Annotated in this window: 14 protein-coding genes; 9 read left to right on the forward strand and 5 right to left on the reverse strand. The window is 72.4% G+C overall.

Going from position 1 to position 18,948, the window contains the following annotated elements; translation table 11 throughout:
* Window positions 1-37 precede the first annotated feature (37 nt).
* From H9623_RS00460 to H9623_RS00480, 5 genes are all read left to right on the forward strand, one after another.
* Window positions 38-2,134 carry an ABC1 kinase family protein gene (locus tag H9623_RS00460; RefSeq protein WP_193718127.1) on the forward strand — a complete coding sequence of 699 codons (2,097 nt, stop codon included), beginning with the start codon at window positions 38-40 and terminating at the stop codon, window positions 2,132-2,134.
* 76 nt (window positions 2,135-2,210) lie between these two features.
* Entirely contained in the window at window positions 2,211-3,140 is a 930-nt protein-coding gene (locus tag H9623_RS00465) for a ribonuclease Z (RefSeq protein WP_193718128.1), read from the forward strand.
* Window positions 3,141-3,190: 50 nt separating this feature from the next.
* Entirely contained in the window at window positions 3,191-3,463 is a 273-nt protein-coding gene (locus H9623_RS00470; protein WP_193718129.1) for a hypothetical protein, read from the forward strand.
* Between the two features lie 44 nt (window positions 3,464-3,507).
* The gene (locus H9623_RS00475; RefSeq protein WP_193718130.1) at window positions 3,508-4,128 is read left to right on the forward strand and encodes a pentapeptide repeat-containing protein; all 621 of its coding nucleotides are present in this window, start codon (window positions 3,508-3,510) and stop codon (window positions 4,126-4,128) included.
* Between the two features lie 117 nt (window positions 4,129-4,245).
* A complete protein-coding gene (locus H9623_RS00480; protein WP_193718131.1) occupies window positions 4,246-5,703 on the forward strand; it encodes a sigma-70 family RNA polymerase sigma factor in 1,458 nt (485 codons plus the stop codon).
* A 45-nt stretch (window positions 5,704-5,748) separates the two neighbouring features.
* On the opposite strand, the gene H9623_RS00485 is transcribed toward H9623_RS00480, so the two are convergent.
* Window positions 5,749-6,663, reverse strand: coding sequence for a universal stress protein (locus H9623_RS00485; protein ID WP_193718132.1), 915 nt, complete (start codon window positions 6,661-6,663; stop codon window positions 5,749-5,751).
* Window positions 6,664-6,814: 151 nt separating this feature from the next.
* A complete protein-coding gene (locus tag H9623_RS00490; RefSeq protein WP_193718133.1) occupies window positions 6,815-7,441 on the reverse strand; it encodes a hypothetical protein in 627 nt (208 codons plus the stop codon).
* A 180-nt stretch (window positions 7,442-7,621) separates the two neighbouring features.
* On the opposite strand from H9623_RS00490, the gene H9623_RS00495 reads away from it, so the two are divergent.
* On the forward strand, window positions 7,622-8,509 hold the full coding sequence (locus tag H9623_RS00495) for a YwiC-like family protein (protein ID WP_193718134.1): 888 nt from the start codon (window positions 7,622-7,624) through the stop codon (window positions 8,507-8,509).
* Between the two features lie 230 nt (window positions 8,510-8,739).
* Window positions 8,740-11,307, forward strand: coding sequence for an ATP-dependent Clp protease ATP-binding subunit (locus H9623_RS00500; RefSeq protein WP_193718135.1), 2,568 nt, complete (start codon window positions 8,740-8,742; stop codon window positions 11,305-11,307).
* Between the two features lie 152 nt (window positions 11,308-11,459).
* Here the strand turns inward: H9623_RS00500 and H9623_RS00505 are convergent, their stop codons facing one another.
* The gene (locus H9623_RS00505; RefSeq protein WP_193718136.1) at window positions 11,460-11,873 is read right to left on the reverse strand and encodes an SRPBCC family protein; all 414 of its coding nucleotides are present in this window, start codon (window positions 11,871-11,873) and stop codon (window positions 11,460-11,462) included.
* 352 nt (window positions 11,874-12,225) lie between these two features.
* Window positions 12,226-13,413, reverse strand: a complete 1,188-nt coding sequence (locus H9623_RS00510) for an aminotransferase class I/II-fold pyridoxal phosphate-dependent enzyme (RefSeq protein ID WP_193718137.1) — start codon at window positions 13,411-13,413, stop codon at window positions 12,226-12,228.
* A gap of 308 nt (window positions 13,414-13,721) precedes the next feature.
* Here H9623_RS00510 and H9623_RS00515 point away from each other — a divergent pair, with 308 nt between their 5' ends.
* The gene (locus H9623_RS00515) at window positions 13,722-15,257 is read left to right on the forward strand and encodes an MFS transporter (RefSeq protein ID WP_227747938.1); all 1,536 of its coding nucleotides are present in this window, start codon (window positions 13,722-13,724) and stop codon (window positions 15,255-15,257) included.
* 153 nt (window positions 15,258-15,410) lie between these two features.
* Here the strand turns inward: H9623_RS00515 and H9623_RS00520 are convergent, their stop codons facing one another.
* Window positions 15,411-16,037, reverse strand: coding sequence for a uridine kinase family protein (locus H9623_RS00520; RefSeq protein WP_193718138.1), 627 nt, complete (start codon window positions 16,035-16,037; stop codon window positions 15,411-15,413).
* 269 nt (window positions 16,038-16,306) lie between these two features.
* Between H9623_RS00520 and H9623_RS00525 the strand changes: the two genes are divergently transcribed.
* Complete coding sequence (locus H9623_RS00525; RefSeq protein WP_321575182.1) at window positions 16,307-18,856, forward strand: glycosyl hydrolase family 18 protein; 2,550 nt, start codon at window positions 16,307-16,309, stop codon at window positions 18,854-18,856.
* Window positions 18,857-18,948 lie beyond the last annotated feature (92 nt).

Genomic DNA, 18,948 nt, shown 5'->3' on the forward strand with positions numbered 1-18,948 from the left:
CCTGCACTCACCTCCCTCGCGCGGGAGAGTAGGGGCCATGCAGATCCTCTCCTCGATCGGGACGGCGCTGTTCGGCGCGCTCGCCACGGGCGTCATGGTGCTCCTGCTCGCGGCGACCGCTCGCAGGGTGCTGGGGGTGCCGGTCGGGTGGATCCGGTCGATCCTCATGACGGTCCTCGTCGTCTCGCTCGGGTCCTGGGGCCTGACGGAGGGCTTCCAGCAGCTCGGGGTGCTGCAGGAGGACGGCACCCTCACCGTCCACCCGGGCGTCGTGCTGGTGATCGTGGTCCTCGCGTGGGCGTGGTCGTTCGTGATCGGGCTCGGGCTGCTGCTCGTCCTGGAGCTCCTGGTCCCCACGGGCAGCATCCCCACGCCGTGGCGCGCCGTCGTCGAGCTCCGCCGCGGGTCCAAGGACCTGTTCCGCTACCTGCAGATCATGGGGATCATGCTGCGGCACGGGCTGGGCGGGTTCTTCGGCCGTGGTGCGCGTCGTCGCAGCCACCAGCGGACCACCGAGTCCGAGGAGCGGGCCGTGGCGCGCGAGCTGCGCGCGGCGCTGAGCGACGCGGGCGTCACGTTCGTGAAGCTGGGCCAGATGCTCTCGACGCGGTCCGACCTGCTGCCCGCGGTGTACGTCGAGGAGCTGTCCCGGCTCCAGAGCCAGGCGCCGCCCGTGCCGTGGTCGCAGGTCGAGGGCGTGGTCTCGGGATCGATCAGGGCCCCGGTCGACACGGTGTTCGCGCACTTCGACCCGGACCCCATCGCGTCGGCGTCGGTCGGGCAGGTGCACTGCGCGACCCTGCTCGACGGGCGGGAGGTCGTGGTCAAGGTCCAGCGCCCCGGGGCCCGCCACCAGGTCCTCGGTGACCTGCGGATCGTGCTGCGCATCGCCCGCCGCCTCCAGCGCGACACGTCGTGGGGTCCGTCGCTCGGCATCCTCGACCTCGCGGAGGGCTTCGCGGCGTCGCTGCGTGAGGAGCTCGACTACACGATCGAGCTCGAGAACACGCTCAACGTGCAGGGCGCGCTCGCGACGATCCGGCGCTCGCACCGCCACGCGATGCCCGGCGCGCACCACGACGACGACCCCGACGCCAACGTGCCCCTGGTCGAGATCCCGCGCGTGCACCCCGAGCTGTCGAGCGCGACGCTCCTCGTCATGGACAGGCTCGACGGGACGGCCGTGGGCGAGGCGGGCGACCTGCTCGCGACGTTCGACGACGGTACGCGCCACGACATCGCGGCCCGCCTGCTGCGCGTCACGCTCGACCAGATCGTGGTGACGGGCGTCTTCCACGCCGACCTGCACCCCGGCAACGTGCTCCTGCGTGACGACGGCTCGCTGGGGCTCCTCGACTTCGGCTCCGTGGGGCGCCTCGACGAGGCCGAGCGGGTCGCGCTCGCCGCCCTGCTGCTCGCGGTCGAGGCCGACGACTCGATCGCCGCGACCGACGCCCTGGTCGAGCTGCTCGACCAGCCCGACAGCTTCGACGAGCGCCGGTTCGAGCGTGAGGTGGGACGCCTCATCCTCCGCTTCCGCGGGGGCGCGACCGCGAACAGCGGATCGCTCTTCGCCGCCATGTTCCGGCTCGTGAACGACGCGGGCATGGGCGTGCCGTCGCAGGTCGCGGCGGCCTTCCGCACGATCGCGGCGCTCGACGGGACACTGCACCTGCTCTCCCCGTCGTTCGAGCTGGTGTCCTCGGCGCGCGACGAGGGCGAGGAGCTGCTGCGCAACATGGTGAGCCTGCGCAAGATCCGGGCCAAGGCGGGCGCGCAGCTCCTGGCCTTCGCACCCTCGATCGAGCGGCTGCCCCGGCGGCTCAACAAGATCACGTCGGACCTCGAGGCGGGGAGGTTCACCGTCAACGTCCGGGTCTTCGCCGACGCGGGCGACCGGACCTTCGTGACGAGCCTCGTGCAGCAGGTCATCTCGACCGTCATCGCGGCGGCGAGCGTCGTCGGCGGGGTGTTCCTCCTGGTCGCCGACAACGGGCCCCAGCTCACGAACGACCTGAGCTGGTACTCGGTCTTCGGGGCCACGATGCTGTTCATCGGGGCGGTCCTGAGCATCCGGGTGCTGATCTTCGCGTTCCGCGGGGCGCCGGGGGAGCGCGGCGACCGCGACAGGTAGCGCGCGGTCCGTCGCTGCGGCGTGGGCCGCGCCGTCATCCTGTGCCGAGGCGACGCCCGGCGGCTACCGTGCGCTCATGTCCCGCCGCGAGCTCGCCGTCCTCGGCACCGCCAGCCAGGTGCCCACCCGCACCCGGAACCACAACGGCTACGTCCTGTTCTGGGACGACGAGGCCGTCCTGCTCGACCCGGGCGAGGGCACGCAGCGGCAGATGCTGCGGGCGGGCGTGTCCGCGACGGACCTGACGCGGATCGCGATCACGCACCTGCACGGCGACCACAGCCTCGGGCTGGCCGGCGTCGTGCAGCGGATCAGCCTGGACGGCGTGCCGCACACGATCCCCGTGTCGTTCCCGGCGTCGGGTGCCACGTGGGTCGAGCACCTGCTCGACGCGACGTCCTACCACCACCGCGCGGACCTGGTGCTCCAGCCCTTGTCGGCCGACGGCGTCGTCCCGCCCGTGCGCCCGGACCCGGGCTTCACGCTGCGGGCCGAGCGGCTCGACCACGGCGTCGAGGCGTTCGGCTACCGGCTCGACGAGCCCGCGGGGCGACGCATGGTCCCGGAGCTGCTCGCCGACGCCGGGGTCCACGGGCCGGCGGTCGGCGCGCTCCAGCGGGACGGGGTCGTGGTGACGGGGGAGGGGCGGACCGTCCGGGTCGAGGACGTGAGCGTCGCGCGGCCCGGCCAGTCGTTCGCGTTCGTCATGGACACGCGCCTGTGCGACGCGGTGTTCTCCCTCGCCCGCGGTGTCGACCTGCTCGTGATCGAGTCGACCTTCCTCGACCGGGACCGCGACCTGGCCCAGGCCTTCGGTCACCTGACCGCACTCCAGGCGGCCACGGTCGCGGCCTCGTGCGGGGTGAGGTCGCTCGTCCTGACGCACTTCTCGCAGCGCTACCAGGACCCGGCCGAGTTCTGGGCCGAGGCCCGGACGGTGTTCGACGGCGAGCTCACGGTCGCCGAGGACCTCGACCGGGTGCAGGTCCCGCCGCGCGCCCGCTGAACCCGGCCGGGCCGGTGCTGCGGCGTCCGGGGCACGGCTACCCTCGGACCATGCCCGCTGAGCCCGACGCGCCCGACGACCCTGACGCGCCCGACGACGCACCACGCCGGCTGCGCTGGGGCTGGTTGCTCCTCGCCGTGGTCGCCGCGGTCGTGTCCTTCCTTGCGGTGAGCGTGCAGTCCGGCCGGTGCGTCGACTCCCTCACGCCCGGTGCGTCCTACTGCACCAGCGGTCCCGTGCTCGGCACCGGGGGGTGGCTCGTCGGCCTCGCCGGGGCGGGCTTCGTCATCTACGCGGTCCGCCGGGGGCTCGGACGGAGGTAGTCGCGGGGACCGCCGCGTCGGTACCTCCCGCTACCGTCCCCACCATGGTCGATCGCACGCACGGAACCCCCACCCCGCCCCCTGGTTCGTCGGTCGACCGCGAGGACTGGTACGGCCGGGACGTCGACCGGGAGACGTTCGAGCGCGTCGAGCTCACCGACTGCGACCTGTCGGAGATCACCACGACGGGCGCGACGTTCGTCGGGTGCACGTTCAGCAACGTGCGCTTCAACGCGTCGACCCACACCGACTCGGCGTTCACGAACTGCACGTTCTCGCGGTGCTCGTTCTTCGACGCCACGTTCACGCGCTGCAAGACGGTGGGATCGGTGTTCACCGGGTGCAGCTTCGGCCTCCTCGAGGTCGTGGGAGGCGACTGGTCGTTCGTGAGCCTGACGGGAGCGGACCTTCGCGGAGCCTCGGTGACGGGCGCCAGGTTCCGGGAGGCGGACCTCACGGGCGCTCGCTGCCAGGGGGCCACGCTGCGGGACCTGGACCTGGCCGGCGCCTCGATGCACCGGGCCGACTTCACGGGCGCGGACCTGCGGGGCAGCGACCTCAGGTCCCTCGACCCGCTCGCGAGCGTCGTGCAGGGGGCCGTCGTCGACCCTGCGCAGGCCCTCGTCGTCGCCGAGTCCCTGGGCCTGGACGTGCGCACCGCCTGAGCGGCGCGGTCCGGGTGATATGCGGGGCGCTCGCGTCATGCCGGTCGCGAGGCAGTGTCTCTCCTCCTGAGAGGCACCTCACGCCTGAGGTCCGGGGCGTGCCGCGGAAGGACACCCATGTCGACGACGAACGAGACCGATCTCGAGGCGATGGCCGACGAGGAGCTCGTCGACGCCGTCCGTCAGGGTTCGCAGGACGCGTACGCGGTGCTGTGGAACCGTCACTCCGGGGCGGGGCGCGGGGCTGCTCGGCGCGTCACGTCGTCGTACGACCCGGACGACCTGGTCCAGGAGTCGTTCCTGCGGAACCTGCACGCGATCCGGTCGGGCAACGGGCCCACGGGCCCCTTCCGCCCGTACCTCTACCAGACCGTGCGCAGCGTCGCGATCACGTGGTCCCACTCCCCGGACCCGATCATCGTCGACCAGGTGCCGGAGGTCGTGGACCCCGTGGACATGGCGGACGTCGTGGTCGAGGGCTCGGTCACGGTCACGGCGTTCAAGGCGCTGCCCGAGCGGTGGCAGGCCGTGCTCTGGTACACGCAGGTCGAGGGCATGGACGCCCGTGAGGTCGCGCCCCTGCTGGGGCTGAGCGCGGGGTCCGTGTCGGCGCTCACCTACCGCGCCAAGGAAGGGCTGCGTCGTTCGTGGCTGCAGGCCCACGTCAACGCGGCCGCGGTCCCGGTCGAGTGCCGCTGGGCGGCCGAGCAGATGGGGGACTACAACCGGGGTGCCCTGAGCGCGCGGCACGAGGACCGCTTCGAGGAGCACCTCACGGGCTGCCTGTCGTGCTCGATCCTCGTCGAGGAGGTCGACCAGGTCGCGTCGCGCCTGGGGCTCCTCCTCGTCCCGCTGGTGCTGGGGGTCCCGGCCGTCCTGGGCAACGGTTCTGCCGCGCTGGGCGGCGCGGGGTCGGTGGCTGCCGTCGGGACGTTCGTCGGCCCGACGACGGCGCTCGCGTCCGGGATGGCCCTCGCCCCGGGGGCCGGGTCGGGGGCGGCGGCCGTGGGCGTCGGCGGGCTCGCGGCGACAGGGTTCTCGAGCGGGGCGATCCTCGCGCTCGTCACGGCGGCCGTCACCGTGTCGGCCAGCGCCGTCGCGGCGACCCAGCCGTGGTCGGCGAGCGATCTCGTCGTCGCCGAGCAGCTCGGGCAGGGGTGGTCCGGCGTGGTGTCCCAGGTCGCGGCGGCCGCAGGTCCGGGGCTCGTGGCGGAGGTCGACGGGGCGGGTCCCGCGGCGCTCCCGTCCGAGGTCGTCCCCGGCGAGGGCGACGGCGCAGCGGATCGGGAGGAGGCGGGCGACCGCTCGGCGGTGCGCGCCTCCCAGGGGCAGGCGCAGCCACCGGGGCCTGAGCGGCCTGCGACGCCTCACCAGCCCGTGGCGAGCCTCGCCGTCGTGCGCCCCGTCGTCCTGCGCCCCCTCACGACGAGCCCGGTCGTGCCCGTCCACCCGACGCTCCCGCTCGACCCGCCCGTCGCCTCCGACAGGGGGGCGCCGCTCCTCGACCCGACGCCGAAGGCACGGGGTGAGCGACGCCGTCGGGCCGCGGGGCGCCGGAGGGGGCCCCGGTCCTGACACGCGCCGGTCCGCCCGTCCCGGGGGCGGACCGGCGCGCCGGGCTCACGCGTCGGCGGGGCGCCTGACGACGGTCACGGGGCACGTCGCGTACTCGACGGCCTGACGGCTCACCGAGCCCAGCAGGAGCCGGTCGAAACCACCCGTCCCGCGGTTGCCGACGACCAGCCTTTCCGCGCCCCGTGCCGCCTCGATGAGCCCCTTGGAGGGGTGGGTGTGCACGACGCTGCGACGCAGCTGGTCCTCGGGCAGGTCCACGCCCGCGGCCTCCAGGGCGCGGTCGAGCTGCTCGGCCGCGAACTTCTCGTAGTCGTCGACCGGTGGCGTCCACCCCCACGAGTCGGGCAGCGGGGCCAGGGTCACGATCTGCCAGCAGAACACGGCGTCCAGGACCGCACCCGTGCGGCGGGCGACCTCGAGCCCGTGGCGCAGGGCATGGACCGAGGTGCGGGAGCCGTCGACGCCCACGACGACCCGCGGCGGCTCGTCGACGCCGGTGGGGGCCGCTGCGGCGTCGTCCTCGCCACCGTCCCCCGCGGAGCGCACGACCGTCACCGGCACCCGGGTTGCGCCCTGCACCACGGCCGACGACACGGACCCGAGGACGAGCCGGCCGAGCCGCCCCAGCCCACGGCTCCCGACGACGAGCATCTCCGAGTGCTCCGCGCGCGCCAGGAGCGCGGTCGCGGCCGAGCCCTGGACCTGCTCCGCGTGCGTCACGGCGTCGACGCCGGTGCGGTGCCGCGCCTCGTCGAGCAGCGTGAGGACCTGGTCCTGCTTGAGGTCCGCCAGGTGGCTGAAGTCGGCGGGCTCCGACGCGCGCGGACCGTCCTTCCAGGACGGCTCCCACGCGAGGACCGCCGTGAGGGGCACTCCCCGGGAAGCCGCCTCGACGAGGGCCCAGTCGAGGGCTTCCTGGGACCGGACCGACCCGTCAACACCGACGACCACGTCACTCATCGACGTCACCTGCTCTCTCGCTCGACGACCGTCCAGTGCTCCTGTGCACCGTCCGCACCTCCATCTTGGCCGTTCCGGCGAGCCACGTCACGCCTGGGCGTGTCTGGTTGGTCACGAGGCACCGTCAGCTCCGGCACAGGACGCGCAGGGCTCAGAACCGGGTCTCCCCGTCACCGTGCAGGAGGCCCTGGATGGGTGCGGTGGAGATGTCCACGCGGTCCACGAGGTCGGCCGGTCCGGACACGATCACGGCCCGGTCGGCGAGCGGAACGTAGACGGCTACCGTGGCCCGGACCGCGACCCGGACGCAGGGGTGCGAGACGTCGTCGACCACGAAGGCCGTGTGCTGGAGAGGAGCCAGGTCGACCTCCTCGACGATCGCGCGCATCGCGGACCGATAGTCCTGGTAGGCGTCGGCGAAGTCCGCCCCCGTCGGGCCCTCGGTGCCGTCGGGGACGTCGCTGTGCAGGGGCGCGGCGAGCGCCCCGCTGAGAGCGGCCCGCACGATGTCCTCGACGTGCTGCGCGTCGTCCGTGCCGACCCGGAGCGTCTCGACGTCGACCGCCTCCCCGACGAACGACACGTAGGCGCGCAGGAACCGCTCCTCGGTGGGGTCGCGGTGCTCGCTGCCCGACCCGGTGACGGTCTCCTCCTCCAGGTCCAGCCCCCACGTGAGCGGGTCCGTGATCTCTCCGACGACGCCGGCGAAGCGGGCGAAGCGGGCGACGATCTGCTCCCAGGACTCGTGGGCTCCTGCTGGTTCGTCCGGCTTGTGCATCGTCCTCCCTCGTCCGACATGTCCCCCGGGGCCGAGGCTGCGCTCAGGGGGCCTGGGGTCAACGATGCTGGTGACAGCGCTCTCCCGCACGTCGAGGGACAGCCGTCCGGTCGGCGGAACGTGTGGTCCGCCCCCCGGGACGGCTTTCCTGCGCGCGGGGACGCGTGCCACGCTCCTTGCATGACCCAGGGGAGCACGCGACCTGAGCGGCGCACCACGACGCGTCGACGACGCCGCGGCCCCGGCTGGGTGCCCGACCAGCACGGCGCGTGGGCGATGCTTGCCGTGCCGCTGCTGGTCGGGGTCTTTCTCGGAGGGCCGGCGTGGGTGCACGTCCCGCTCGCGGTGCTGTGGTTCGTGGGCTACTTCGCGTTCTTCGCGGCGGGCCTGTGGCTGAAGTCCCGCTTCCGGCCGCGCTACCTGCCGCCCGTGCGGGCCTACGGGATCGCGACGGTCGTCCCAGCCGTCGCGGTCCTGCTCCTGCGGCCCGACCTCCTCGCCTGGGTCGCGCTCTTCCTCCCGCTCGTCGCGGTCAGCCTGTGGAGCTCGTACCGGCGGCGCGAGCGGTCGCTGCTCAACGACGGGGCCACGGTCCTCGCGGCGTGCCTCATGCTGCCGGTCGCGTTCGCGGCGGGGGTGGGGCCCGCGCCGGGCCCGTGGCCGGGCGTGACCCTGCCCGACGGCGTCACGGGCCTCGCAGGGATCGGCTGGCCCCAGGTGTGGGCCCTGTTCGTGCTCGTGCTGGCCTACTTCGCGGGGACGATCCTGTACGTCAAGACGCTCATCCGGGAACGAGGCGAGCGCTCCTACCTGGTGGCGTCGGCCGTCTACCACGTGGTGGCCGGCGTCGTCGCAGCCGTGGCGCTCGCCGCGGCCGGCCTGGCGTGGTGGCCCGCGGTCGTGCTCTTCGCGGGGCTGACCGCGCGTGCGGTGTGGGTGCCGAGGACCGACGCCAAGCCGTTGCAGTTCGGGATGGGGGAGGTCGCCGCGAGCGTCCTCCTCCTCGTGGTCGCCCTCGCGCTGCCGGCCACGCTCATGGTCGCCGGGTCGGCCGCTGCGGGCTCCTGACCTCGCGTTCCGGGCAGACCGACCTCGCCTGACGGGCATCGGTGGACGCAACGGACAGCCTGGCGGGACCCGCACCTGCCCCGGCGAAGGTCACGGAGCGACGCCCGCTTCACGCCCCTGGCGAACAAGGGCATATCCGTGGGGTCGGCCCCGTTGGTCCCGGATAGAGTCGTTGCGGTCAGGCCTGAGCACCACCGGTGCGGGTGTACGCCGCTCGTGAGGAGCAGCACATGTTCGAGAGATTTACCGACCGAGCCCGTCGGGTCGTCGTCCTTGCCCAAGAAGAGGCACGGATGCTCAACCACAACTACATCGGCACCGAGCACATCCTGCTCGGCCTCATCCACGAGGGAGAGGGAGTCGCAGCCAAGGCGCTGGAGTCCCTGAACATCTCCCTCGACGGTGTGCGCTCGCAGGTCACCGAGATCATCGGCGAGGGCCAGCAGGCCCCCAGCGGGCACATCCCGTTCACGCCGCGCGCCAAGAAGGTCCTGGAGCTCTCGCTCCGCGAGGCCCTCCAGCTCGGCCACAACTACATCGGCACCGAGCACATCCTGCTCGGCCTCATCCGTGAGGGAGAGGGCGTCGCCGCCCAGGTCCTCACCAAGATGGGTGCCGACCTCAACCGCGTGCGCCAGCAGGTCATCCAGCTGCTGTCCGGGTACCAGGGCAAGGAGCCCGTCGCCGCAGGCGGCCCCGCAGAGGGCCAGCCCTCCGGCTCGGCCGTGCTCGACCAGTTCGGCCGCAACCTCACGCAGGCCGCACGCGAGGGCAAGCTCGACCCGGTCATCGGACGCACCTCGGAGATCGAGCGCGTCATGCAGGTCCTGTCGCGCCGCACCAAGAACAACCCCGTCCTGATCGGTGAGCCGGGCGTCGGCAAGACCGCCGTCGTCGAGGGCCTCGCCCAGGACATCGTGCGCGGCGACGTCCCGGAGACGCTCAAGGACAAGCAGCTCTACACGCTGGACCTGGGCGCCCTGGTCGCCGGGTCCCGCTACCGCGGTGACTTCGAGGAGCGCCTGAAGAAGGTCCTCAAGGAGATCCGCACGCGTGGCGACATCATCCTGTTCATCGACGAGATCCACACCCTCGTCGGTGCGGGTGCGGCCGAGGGCGCGATCGACGCAGCCAGCATCCTCAAGCCCATGCTGGCCCGTGGCGAGCTCCAGACCATCGGTGCGACCACGCTCGACGAGTACCGCAAGCACATCGAGAAGGACCCGGCCCTGGAGCGTCGCTTCCAGCCGATCCTCGTCTCGGAGCCGAGCCTGCCGCACGCGATCGAGATCCTCAAGGGTCTGCGCGACCGCTACGAGGCGCACCACCGCGTGTCCATCACGGACGCCGCACTGGTGGCCGCCGCGACGCTCGCCGACCGCTACATCAACGACCGGTACCTGCCGGACAAGGCGATCGACCTGGTCGACGAGGCCGGTGCGCGTCTGCGCATCCGTCGCATGACCGCGCCGCCGGAGCTCAAGGAGCTCGACGAGCGCATCGCCGAGGCGCGTCGCGACAAGGAGTCCGCGATCGACGAGCAGGACTTCGAGAAGGCCGCGCGCCTGCGCGACACCGAGAAGCAGCTCACGCAGCAGCGCGCCGACAAGGAGAAGGCCTGGAAGGCCGGAGACCTGGACACGGTCGCCGAGGTGGACGAGGACCTGATCGCCGAGGTGCTCGCCATGTCGACCGGCATCCCGGTGCTCAAGCTCACCGAGCAGGAGTCCTCGCGCCTGCTGAAGATGGAGGACGAGCTGCACAAGCGCGTCGTCGGCCAGGAGACGGCCATCAAGGCGCTCTCCCAGGCGATCCGCCGCACGCGTGCAGGCCTCAAGGACCCCAAGCGTCCCGGTGGCTCGTTCATCTTCGCCGGCCCCACGGGTGTCGGTAAGACCGAGCTGGCCAAGGCGCTCGCCGAGTTCCTCTTCGGGGACGAGGAAGCGCTCATCCAGCTCGACATGTCGGAGTTCTCGGAGAAGCACACGGTCTCGCGTCTCTTCGGTTCGCCCCCCGGCTACGTCGGCTACGACGAGGGCGGCCAGCTGACGGAGAAGGTCCGTCGTCGTCCGTTCTCCGTGGTCCTGTTCGACGAGGTGGAGAAGGCGCACGCCGACATCTTCAACTCGCTGCTGCAGATCCTCGAGGACGGTCGCCTGACCGACTCGCAGGGCCGCGTGGTGGACTTCAAGAACACCGTCATCATCATGACCACGAACCTCGGTACGCGGGACATCGCCAAGGGCCTCCAGACCGGCTTCAACGCCGGCGGCGACCTGGTGACGAGCTACGACCGCATGAAGGCCAAGGTCAACGACGAGCTGAAGCAGCACTTCCGCCCGGAGTTCCTGAACCGCGTCGACGACGTGGTGGTCTTCCCGCAGCTCTCGCAGAACGAGATCGTCCAGATCGTCGACCTCATGATCGCGAAGCTCGACAAGCGTCTGCGTGACAAGGACATGGGCATCGAGCTCACGGACGCGGCCAAGAAGCTGCTGTCCGAGAAGGGCTACGACCCGGTCCTCGGCGCTCGTCCGCTGCGTCGCGCCATCCAGCGCGACATCGAGGACGTGCTGTCCGAGAAGATCCTGTTCGGCGAGCTCAAGGCCGGTCAGATCGTCCTGGTCGACGCCGAGGGCGAAGGCCTGCTGGGCGAGTTCACGTTCCGTGGCGTCTCCAAGGACGACCACGAGCGTGGCCCGGTGAGCGTGGCCGCGACGGCAGCGCTCAACGCTCCCGCAGGCATCTCGACGTCCGACCTCCCGCCGACCGGCGAGCTGCAGGCCGGCGCGGAGTGATCCTCCCGGCAGCCTCCGGCTGCCGTTCCCCGGTCGTCTGACGCCGACCGCGACGAAGGGCCCCGATCCTCACGGATCGGGGCCCTTCGTCGTGCCCGGGGCGCTGCGGCTCGTCGTGCCTCGTGCTTCGTGCCCGGGCCGGTGCGAGGCGGTCAGTCGTGTCCCGCGAGCGAGGCGAGCGCGGTGCGCCAGAGCTCCTCGGAGTGCTGGACGGCCTCGGGGGTGTCGTTGTTGTCCTGCCGGATCGTCACGCGTGTGCCGTTGGGGTCCGGGGCGAGCGTGATCGCGACCTCGTGGTGGTTCTCCGGGACGTCGGGCACACCGCTCGCGGGGGAGTAGTGCGTGAAGCGCAGGGTGCGCGGCCGGTCGACCTCGAGGACCGTGCCGTGGTCCTCGAAGTGCTTGCCCTGGTACTGGCCCTCGAACGTGATGGCGCTGCCCGGCAGGTAGTCCGTCTCGACGTTGGCTCCCAGCATCCAGGTGGCGGACGGGTGGACGAGCTCGGCCCAGACCCTCTCCGGGCGGGCGGCGATGTGGATCGAGGCGGTGGCGACGAGTCCGGTCATGGGACCTCTCCTCTTCGAGCGGTTTTCCCCGACGGTAGCCCTCCGCCCGGCCTTCGGCACGCGCGGCACGACGGTGGCGGGCGCGCGGATGTTCACCGAGCGTGCAGGCCGGGTCGTCCGACCGGGCCGTGGGCGGCGACCCGAGCTGCACGCTCGATCCGCGCCGGGTCGAGCGCGGTGCGCACAGGGGACGTGACCCACCCGAGGCGGCTGCGGCGCTGCACGTCGTCCGGACCGATGGCCCCGCCCGCCACGGCTGCCGCTTCGTCGAGCACGCGCCCCCCAAGCCGGCGCCCCGGCCGCACGAGGCGAGCGACGCCGTCGGGCGGGAGGCCGCGTCCGGGCAGCGTGCTCAGCCCACCTCCCCGAACGCCGCGGCGAAGCGCGGCAGGCTCGCCTCGAGCGTCTCCGTGCTCGCGGTCAGCGAGATGCGGAAGCGGCCCGGGGTCTCGAAGTACTGCCCGCCCAGGACCAGGACGTCGTGCCGGGCGAGCAGGGCCTCGAAGGCGCGGTCGTCGGGGTCGGGCGAGCGCGGGTAGAGGTAGAACGTGCCCTCGGGGCTGTGCAGGTCGTACCCGATGTCGCGCAGCCCGGCCACCATGAGGTCGCGCTTGCGCTGGTAGAGCGGGACGTCGAACGGGATGCGCTCCAGGACCGGCAGCGCGTGCTGGAGGACGGCGTTGGGGAACGCGTACCCGATCGCGATCTGCAGCGCCTCGATCGCGGGCCGCAGGTCCTCGCGCCCCGGCATCGCGGGCGGGACCGCGAGGTACCCGATGCGCTGGCCGGGCGCGAGCAGCGTCTTGCCGTAGCTGTAGGCCAGCAGGGTCCACGGGTAGACCTCGGCGGGGCTGTGGAACTCCGTGCCGTCGTAGACGATCCGGTGGTACGGCTCGTCCGACACGACGACGATGCGGCGACCGGACCGCGCCGACGCCTCGTCGAGGAGGGCGGCCAGACGGCGCAGCTCGCCCAGCGGGTAGACGCGCCCGGTCGGGTTGTTGGGCGTGTTGACCAGCACGACCCGGGTCCGGGGCGTGATCGCGTCCGCGATCGCGTCGAGGTCCAGGTCGAACGTCCCGGGGGAGACCGGCACCTTGACCGGCGCGCGGCCGGCCGCGCGCACGATCACCTCGTACGCGAACCACGGGGGCACGCTGTACACGACCTCGTCGCCCGGGTCGCACACGAGCTTGAGGGCGAGGGCGAGGGCCGTGAAGCCGCCCGTGGTGAGGTGCACGTCGTCGGGCTCGAACGGCAGGTCCACGACGCCCCGCAGCCCCTCCGCCGCGGCGGCCCGCGCGGCGGGCTCGCTGACCTTGTAGCCGAACCAGTGCTCGTCGCGCGGGACCGCGCTCGCTCGCAGCGCCTCGACGTACTCGGCCGGGGCCGGGTCGTGCGGGTTGCCGAACGTGAGGTCGAGGACCCCGGGGCGGGCACGCCGCTCGGGGTACACGTGCGCGAAGAACCCGAGCAGGACGTCGAACGGTGTGGACCGTGCGAGGTCGCGTGCGCGTCGGGAGATCGTCTCGTCGGCCATGGGAGCTCCTCGCTCGGGCGACGTGTCGTGGGGAACGGCGATTCCACGCTAGCACCGGGACCGTCGGCGGTCCCGGTGGGCCCCGCTGCCTCGGAGGGCCCGACGGCGCCGCTCGCCCTCGGCGGGGCGGGCCCGCCGCGGAGACCCGCAGTGGGCGACCTCACTCCGGTTCCTGACGGCCCGACACGTTAGGATGGTCCGTCTGTCCGACTTCGTAGTTGGGGCGGTCGAACGGTCTGCGGCATCTCGCGACACGTCTCGATCCGGGCTGGAAACCCCACGATCCCGCTACGTCCGAAGGTCGGTCCATGCCTGTCTCCACCCCCTCCCCCTCTGCGCCCTCGGCACAGGTGGTCCCTCCCTCGGCCGAGGTCCACGGCCCCGGTCCGGTCGAGCCGGACGCGCCCGCCACGGCCGGCCCCCGTCGCTGGTGGATCCTCGTGATCCTCGCGCTGACCCAGCTCCTCGTCGTGCTCGACGGCACGATCGTCAACATCGCCCTGCCGCAGGCGCAGGCCGAGCTCGGGCTGACCGACACCGAGCGGCAGTGGGTCGTCACGGCCTACGCCCTCGCGTTCGGCGCCCTGCTGCTCCTGGGCGGCCGCATCGCCGACTACTGGGGGCGCAAGCGCACCTACCTGCTGGGCATGGTCGGGTTCGGGGTCGCGTCCCTGCTCGCAGGCCTCGCCCGCAACGGCACGGAGCTCGTCGCGATGCGCGGCCTCCAGGGCGTCTTCGCCGCGCTGCTCGCGCCGGCCGCGCTCGCGCTGCTCACGGTGTCCTTCCCTCGCGGCCGCGAGCGGAACACCGCCTTCGCGGTCTTCGGATCGGTCGCCGGTGTCGGCGCTGCGGTCGGCCTGGTCCTGGGCGGCGCCCTGACGGAGTTCGCCGACTGGCGCTGGTGCCTGTGGGTCAACGTGCCCGTCGTGGTGGTCGCGCTCGTCGCGGGTCAGGTCCTGATCCGTGAGAGCCGGGCCGACGGGGACAACACGTACGACGTCCTGGGCGCGGTCACGGTCGTCCTGGGCCTGGGCGCGCTCGTGTACGGGTTCACGCTCGCCGAGCACAGCTGGGTCGCGCCCGGCACGATCGCCTGCCTCGCCGTGGGCGTCCTGCTCCTGGCGCTCTTCGTGTGGATCGAGTCGCGGGTCGCGCAGCCGCTGCTCCCGCTGCGCGTCCTGACGAACAAGGTCCGCGCGGGGGCGTTCCTCCTGCAGGCGATCTTCGGCGCACTCATGATCGGCGCCCTGCTGTACCTGGCGCTGCACCTGCAGGTCGTCATGGGGCTCTCGCCCCTGCAGGCCGGCCTGGGCACGCTGCCCATGACGATCATGACGCTCGTCCTGGCGCCGGCCGTCACGCAGCTCCTGGCGCGCTTCGGTCCGCGGCCGCTCATGATCGTCGGGCCGCTGGTCGCCGCGGCGGCTCTGCTCTACCTGAGCCGCATCACGGTGGGCGGGACGTACGTGGTCGAGGTCCTGCCCGCCCTGGTCGTGCTGGGTGCGGGCATGGCCCTGGTCCTGGTGCCGCTCCAGAACGTGGCGCTCGCGGGAGTCGAGCCCCACGACGCCGGCGCTGCGAGCGCGACCGTCAACGCCTCGATGCAGATCGGTGGTTCGATCGGGCTGTCCGTCTTCACGACCCTGTACATGGGCGCCGTCGCGGGAGTCGTCGTGACCGACGAGGCGTCCCAGCTCGCGGCGTTCGTCGACGGGTACTCGGCGGCGTTCGTCGCGACGGCCGTGACCATGGTCGTGGGGGCGGTGCTCGCGGCGTGGTTGATCCGTGGCTCCAAGGAGCAGCTCCTGCCGCAGGGCGACCAGGTCGCGGTGCACCTGGGCTGAGCCGCGGGCCCGGCCTGGTCCGGCCGCGGGACTGCTGCCGAGCGTGCACCTCGGGCTGTCGATCGATGCTCGGGACAGCCCGAGGTGCACGCTCGGCGCCCAGGACCAGGACCAGGACCAGGACCAGGACCAGGAGCGGGGCCGGGGCGGGCGTCAGTCCGCGAGCAGCGCCCGGATGTCCCGCTCGGCCTGACCGGGCGACGCCGTCCGGCAGCCCTTGTCGACCCAGCCCTGGATCAGGCGCGGCTCGTCGCGCAGCAGACCCCAGCCGCGGCGCAGCAACGTCAGCGGCGGCTTGCGGGACTCCGCCAGGTCTCGCAGGAGCCGGAACCAGAACGACACGAGCCGCGGCCTGCGCAGGCAGATCGCGTCGGCCAGGATCCCCTCGGCCCGGCACGCCGCGACCAGCTCGGCCGCGAAGATCCCCTCGGCGATCACGATGCGCGACCCGGTCACGTCGAGGTGCGTCGTGCCCGTGCGCCGCGACGTCGGGATGTCGTAGACCGGTACGTCCGACCGGCCCGTCGTGACGAGCGCGAGCAACGCGTCCATGGCGCTCGCCGAGTCCCAGCTCCCGGGCGAGTCCCAGTCGACGATCCCGAAGCGCCGCGGCAGGCCCGGGTGGTCGTGATCGTGGTAGAAGTCGTCGAGCTCCACGACCGGCAGGCCGAGGCGCCGGGTGAGCGACGTCTTCCCCGAACCCGACGGCCCTGTCAGCAGGACGATCCGACGGGGTGGGACACGCGTGCCCTCGGGCAGGTCGAAGAGGCCGTTCGTCACCCGACCATTCTCCCAGCCCGCGGACGCACCCCGGTGCGCGGCGCCGTCGGGCGGGAGCGCGAGGCATCTCCGCAGACCAGAGCGCCAGGTGCGCCGAACCTGAGGACTGCATGGGAGCGCTGCGGGAACCACGTACGTAGCGAACACTGCGGACGCCCCTGATGTGGGCGCGTCGAGGCGCGGCCTACCGTGACGACACACGATGCCGCGGCAACGGTGCCGCAGCCGTGCTGGGGAGGCGGTCGATCATGCAACGAGGCAGACGGTCCGTGAGGCGGTGGCTCGCAGGAGTCGCCGCGACGGCAGTGGTGGCGGTCCCGCTCGTCGCGCAGGTACCCGTGGCGTCCGCGGCCGAGGCGTGCGCGCCCGCGTGGTCGACGTCGTCGGCGTACACGGGCGGGAGCGTCGCGTCGTACAGCGGGTCCAACTACAAGGCGTCCTGGTGGACGCAGGGCGAGACGCCCGGGACGCAGCAGTGGGGCGCATGGAAGATCGTCGGACCCTGCGGGGCCGACCCGACGGGTACGACAGGTGGGACGACGGGCACGACCGGAGGCGACCCGACCGGCGCCGACCCCGGCACCCCCATCTCGACGAACCCCCAGGAGAAGTGCCGCCCCGACGGGCTGGCCGTCAACAAGACCGTCGACGTGCCCTACTGCGACGTGTACGACGAGGCCGGCCGCGAGAAGCTGCCCAACGGGCTCGACCGCCGAGTGATCGGGTACTTCACGTCGTGGCGCACGGGCACGGAGGGAACTCCGTCGTACCTGGCGAGCGACATCCCGTGGACCAAGCTGTCGCACGTCAACTACGCGTTCGCGCACGTCGGACCGGACTCGAAGATCTCCGTCAACGCCGAGTCGGCGACGAGCGAGGCGACCGGCCTGACGTTCGCCGGCGCCGAGAACGCGCTCGACCCGACCGTCCCCTACAAGGGCCACTTCAACCAGCTCACGAAGTTCAAGAAGCAGCACCCGGGTGTGCGCACGCTCGTGTCGGTCGGCGGCTGGGCCGAGACCGGCGGCTACTTCGGGGTCGACGGGAACCGCGTCGCCTCGGGCGGCTTCTACACCCTGGACACGCAGGCCGAGTACGACGCGTTCGCGGCGTCCGCGGTCGCGATGGTGCGGACCTACGGGTTCGACGGGATCGACATCGACTACGAGTACCCGACCTCGAACGTCAAGGCCGGGAACCCCGACGACTTCGCGATCGCCGACGCCAAACGCGGGCAGCTCTGGAAGAACTACGAGCAGCTCATGAAGACCACGCGCGAGGCGCTCGACAAGGCCGCGGCGCAGGACGGCGAGTACTACATGCTGACCATCGCGGCCCCCGCCTCGGGGTGGCTGCTGCGCGGCATGGAGGTCTTCCAGATCATGCCGTACCTCGACTACGTCAACGTGATGTCCTACGACCTGCACGGGACGTGGAACGACTTCGTGGGCGGCAACGGGGCCCTGTTCGACGACGGCAAGGACGGTGAGCTCGCGGCAGCCGGCGTCTACGGGGCGTACGACGGGATCGGGTACCTCAACGCCGACTGGGCCGCGCACTACTTCCGCGGGGCCGTGCAGGCGGGTCGTATCAACATCGGCGTCCCGTTCTACACGCGTGGCTGGGCCAACGTGCAGGGCGGGACCAACGGGCTGTGGGGCAAGGGGGCGCTGCCCGACCAGACCAAGTGCCCGCCGGGCACCGGGCCCTCGCTGGGCGGCACGTCCAAGTGCGGCAACGGTGCGGGCGGGATCGACAACATCTGGTACGACGTCGACAAGGCCGGGCAGAAGATCCCTGCGGGCGGCAACCCGATCTGGCACATGCTCAACCTCCAGAACGGGAAGGTCGGCTCCTACGCGGCGTCCTACGGCGCACCGACCGGTCCGCTGACCGGCACCTACCAGCACAACTTCGACCCCGTCACCAAGACCGAGTGGTGGTGGAACGCGCAGACGAAGTCGTTCATCTCGGGCGACTCCGACCAGGCGATCCAGGCCAAGGCCGACTACGTCGTCGCGGGCGGCTACGGCGGACTCATGATCTGGGAGCTCGCCGGGGACTACGGCCTGGACGCGACGAGCGGCGAGTACGGCATGGGTGACAGCCTCGTGACCAGGATGCACTCGACGTTCTCCACCGCGGCGCCCTACGGTGCCGCCAAGTCGAAGACCGCGACGCCCGCCGAGGCGATCGACCTCGGGGTGTCGTTCTCGGAGTTCGCGCTCGGCGACAACAACTACCCGATCAACCCCCGGGTGACGTTCTCGAACAGGTCGACCGTCGCGATCCCGGCCGGGGCCACCATCTCGTTCGACTTCGCGACCACCACGTCGGCCACGATGGGCGAGCAGAACGGCTGGGGCATCACGACGGTCCCGGGCCACTCGGGCAACAACGTCGGCGGCCTCAAGGGCGACCTGCACTCGGCGACGCTCAAGGTCCCCTCGGGAGGCATCCCCGCAGGCGGGTCGGCCTACACCAAGCTGTCGTGGAGGCTGCCCATGGCGCAGGTCTCGAACGTCCGCGTGACGATCGGGACCACCACCTACGCCACGACCTACGACCACCCGCGCGGGGTCAAGGTCGTCAACCCCGTGGTCTCCGGTGGGACGACGGGCGGGACTCCCGGCGGCACCCCGGGCGGGAGCACCGGCGGTGCCGGGTGCACCGCGGCCGCGTGGGTCTCCGGCACCGCCTACAACGGTGGCGCGCAGGTCACGCACGCGGGTCACCGGTGGTCGGCCCGGTACTGGACGCAGGGGAACACGCCCGTGGCCAGCGACTGGGGCCCGTGGAAGGACGAGGGGGCGTGCTGACCTGACGGGTGCCGGCCGGCCGGTCGCTGCCGAGCAGGGGGGGGGGGGGGGGGGGGGGGGGGGGGGGGGGGGGGGGGGGGGGGGGGGGGGGG

The organism is Oerskovia douganii, from assembly GCF_015142735.1.
Taxonomy (GTDB): domain Bacteria; phylum Actinomycetota; class Actinomycetes; order Actinomycetales; family Cellulomonadaceae; genus Oerskovia; species Oerskovia douganii.

Bases quoted from the DNA above. Each gene is read 5' to 3' on its own strand.
- H9623_RS00490 (WP_193718133.1), bottom strand. From the start codon at position 7,441: ATGCACAAGCCGGACGAACCAGCAGGAGCCCACGAGTCCTGGGAGCAG.
- H9623_RS00495 (WP_193718134.1), top strand. From the start codon at position 7,622: ATGACCCAGGGGAGCACGCGACCTGAGCGGCGCACCACGACGCGTCGA.
- H9623_RS00505 (WP_193718136.1), bottom strand. From the start codon at position 11,873: ATGACCGGACTCGTCGCCACCGCCTCGATCCACATCGCCGCCCGCCCG.
- H9623_RS00515 (WP_227747938.1), top strand. From the start codon at position 13,722: ATGCCTGTCTCCACCCCCTCCCCCTCTGCGCCCTCGGCACAGGTGGTC.
- H9623_RS00510 (WP_193718137.1), bottom strand. From the start codon at position 13,413: ATGGCCGACGAGACGATCTCCCGACGCGCACGCGACCTCGCACGGTCC.
- H9623_RS00480 (WP_193718131.1), top strand. From the start codon at position 4,246: ATGTCGACGACGAACGAGACCGATCTCGAGGCGATGGCCGACGAGGAG.
- H9623_RS00500 (WP_193718135.1), top strand. From the start codon at position 8,740: ATGTTCGAGAGATTTACCGACCGAGCCCGTCGGGTCGTCGTCCTTGCC.
- H9623_RS00475 (WP_193718130.1), top strand. From the start codon at position 3,508: ATGGTCGATCGCACGCACGGAACCCCCACCCCGCCCCCTGGTTCGTCG.
- H9623_RS00465 (WP_193718128.1), top strand. From the start codon at position 2,211: ATGTCCCGCCGCGAGCTCGCCGTCCTCGGCACCGCCAGCCAGGTGCCC.
- H9623_RS00485 (WP_193718132.1), bottom strand. From the start codon at position 6,663: ATGAGTGACGTGGTCGTCGGTGTTGACGGGTCGGTCCGGTCCCAGGAA.
- H9623_RS00460 (WP_193718127.1), top strand. From the start codon at position 38: ATGCAGATCCTCTCCTCGATCGGGACGGCGCTGTTCGGCGCGCTCGCC.
- H9623_RS00470 (WP_193718129.1), top strand. From the start codon at position 3,191: ATGCCCGCTGAGCCCGACGCGCCCGACGACCCTGACGCGCCCGACGAC.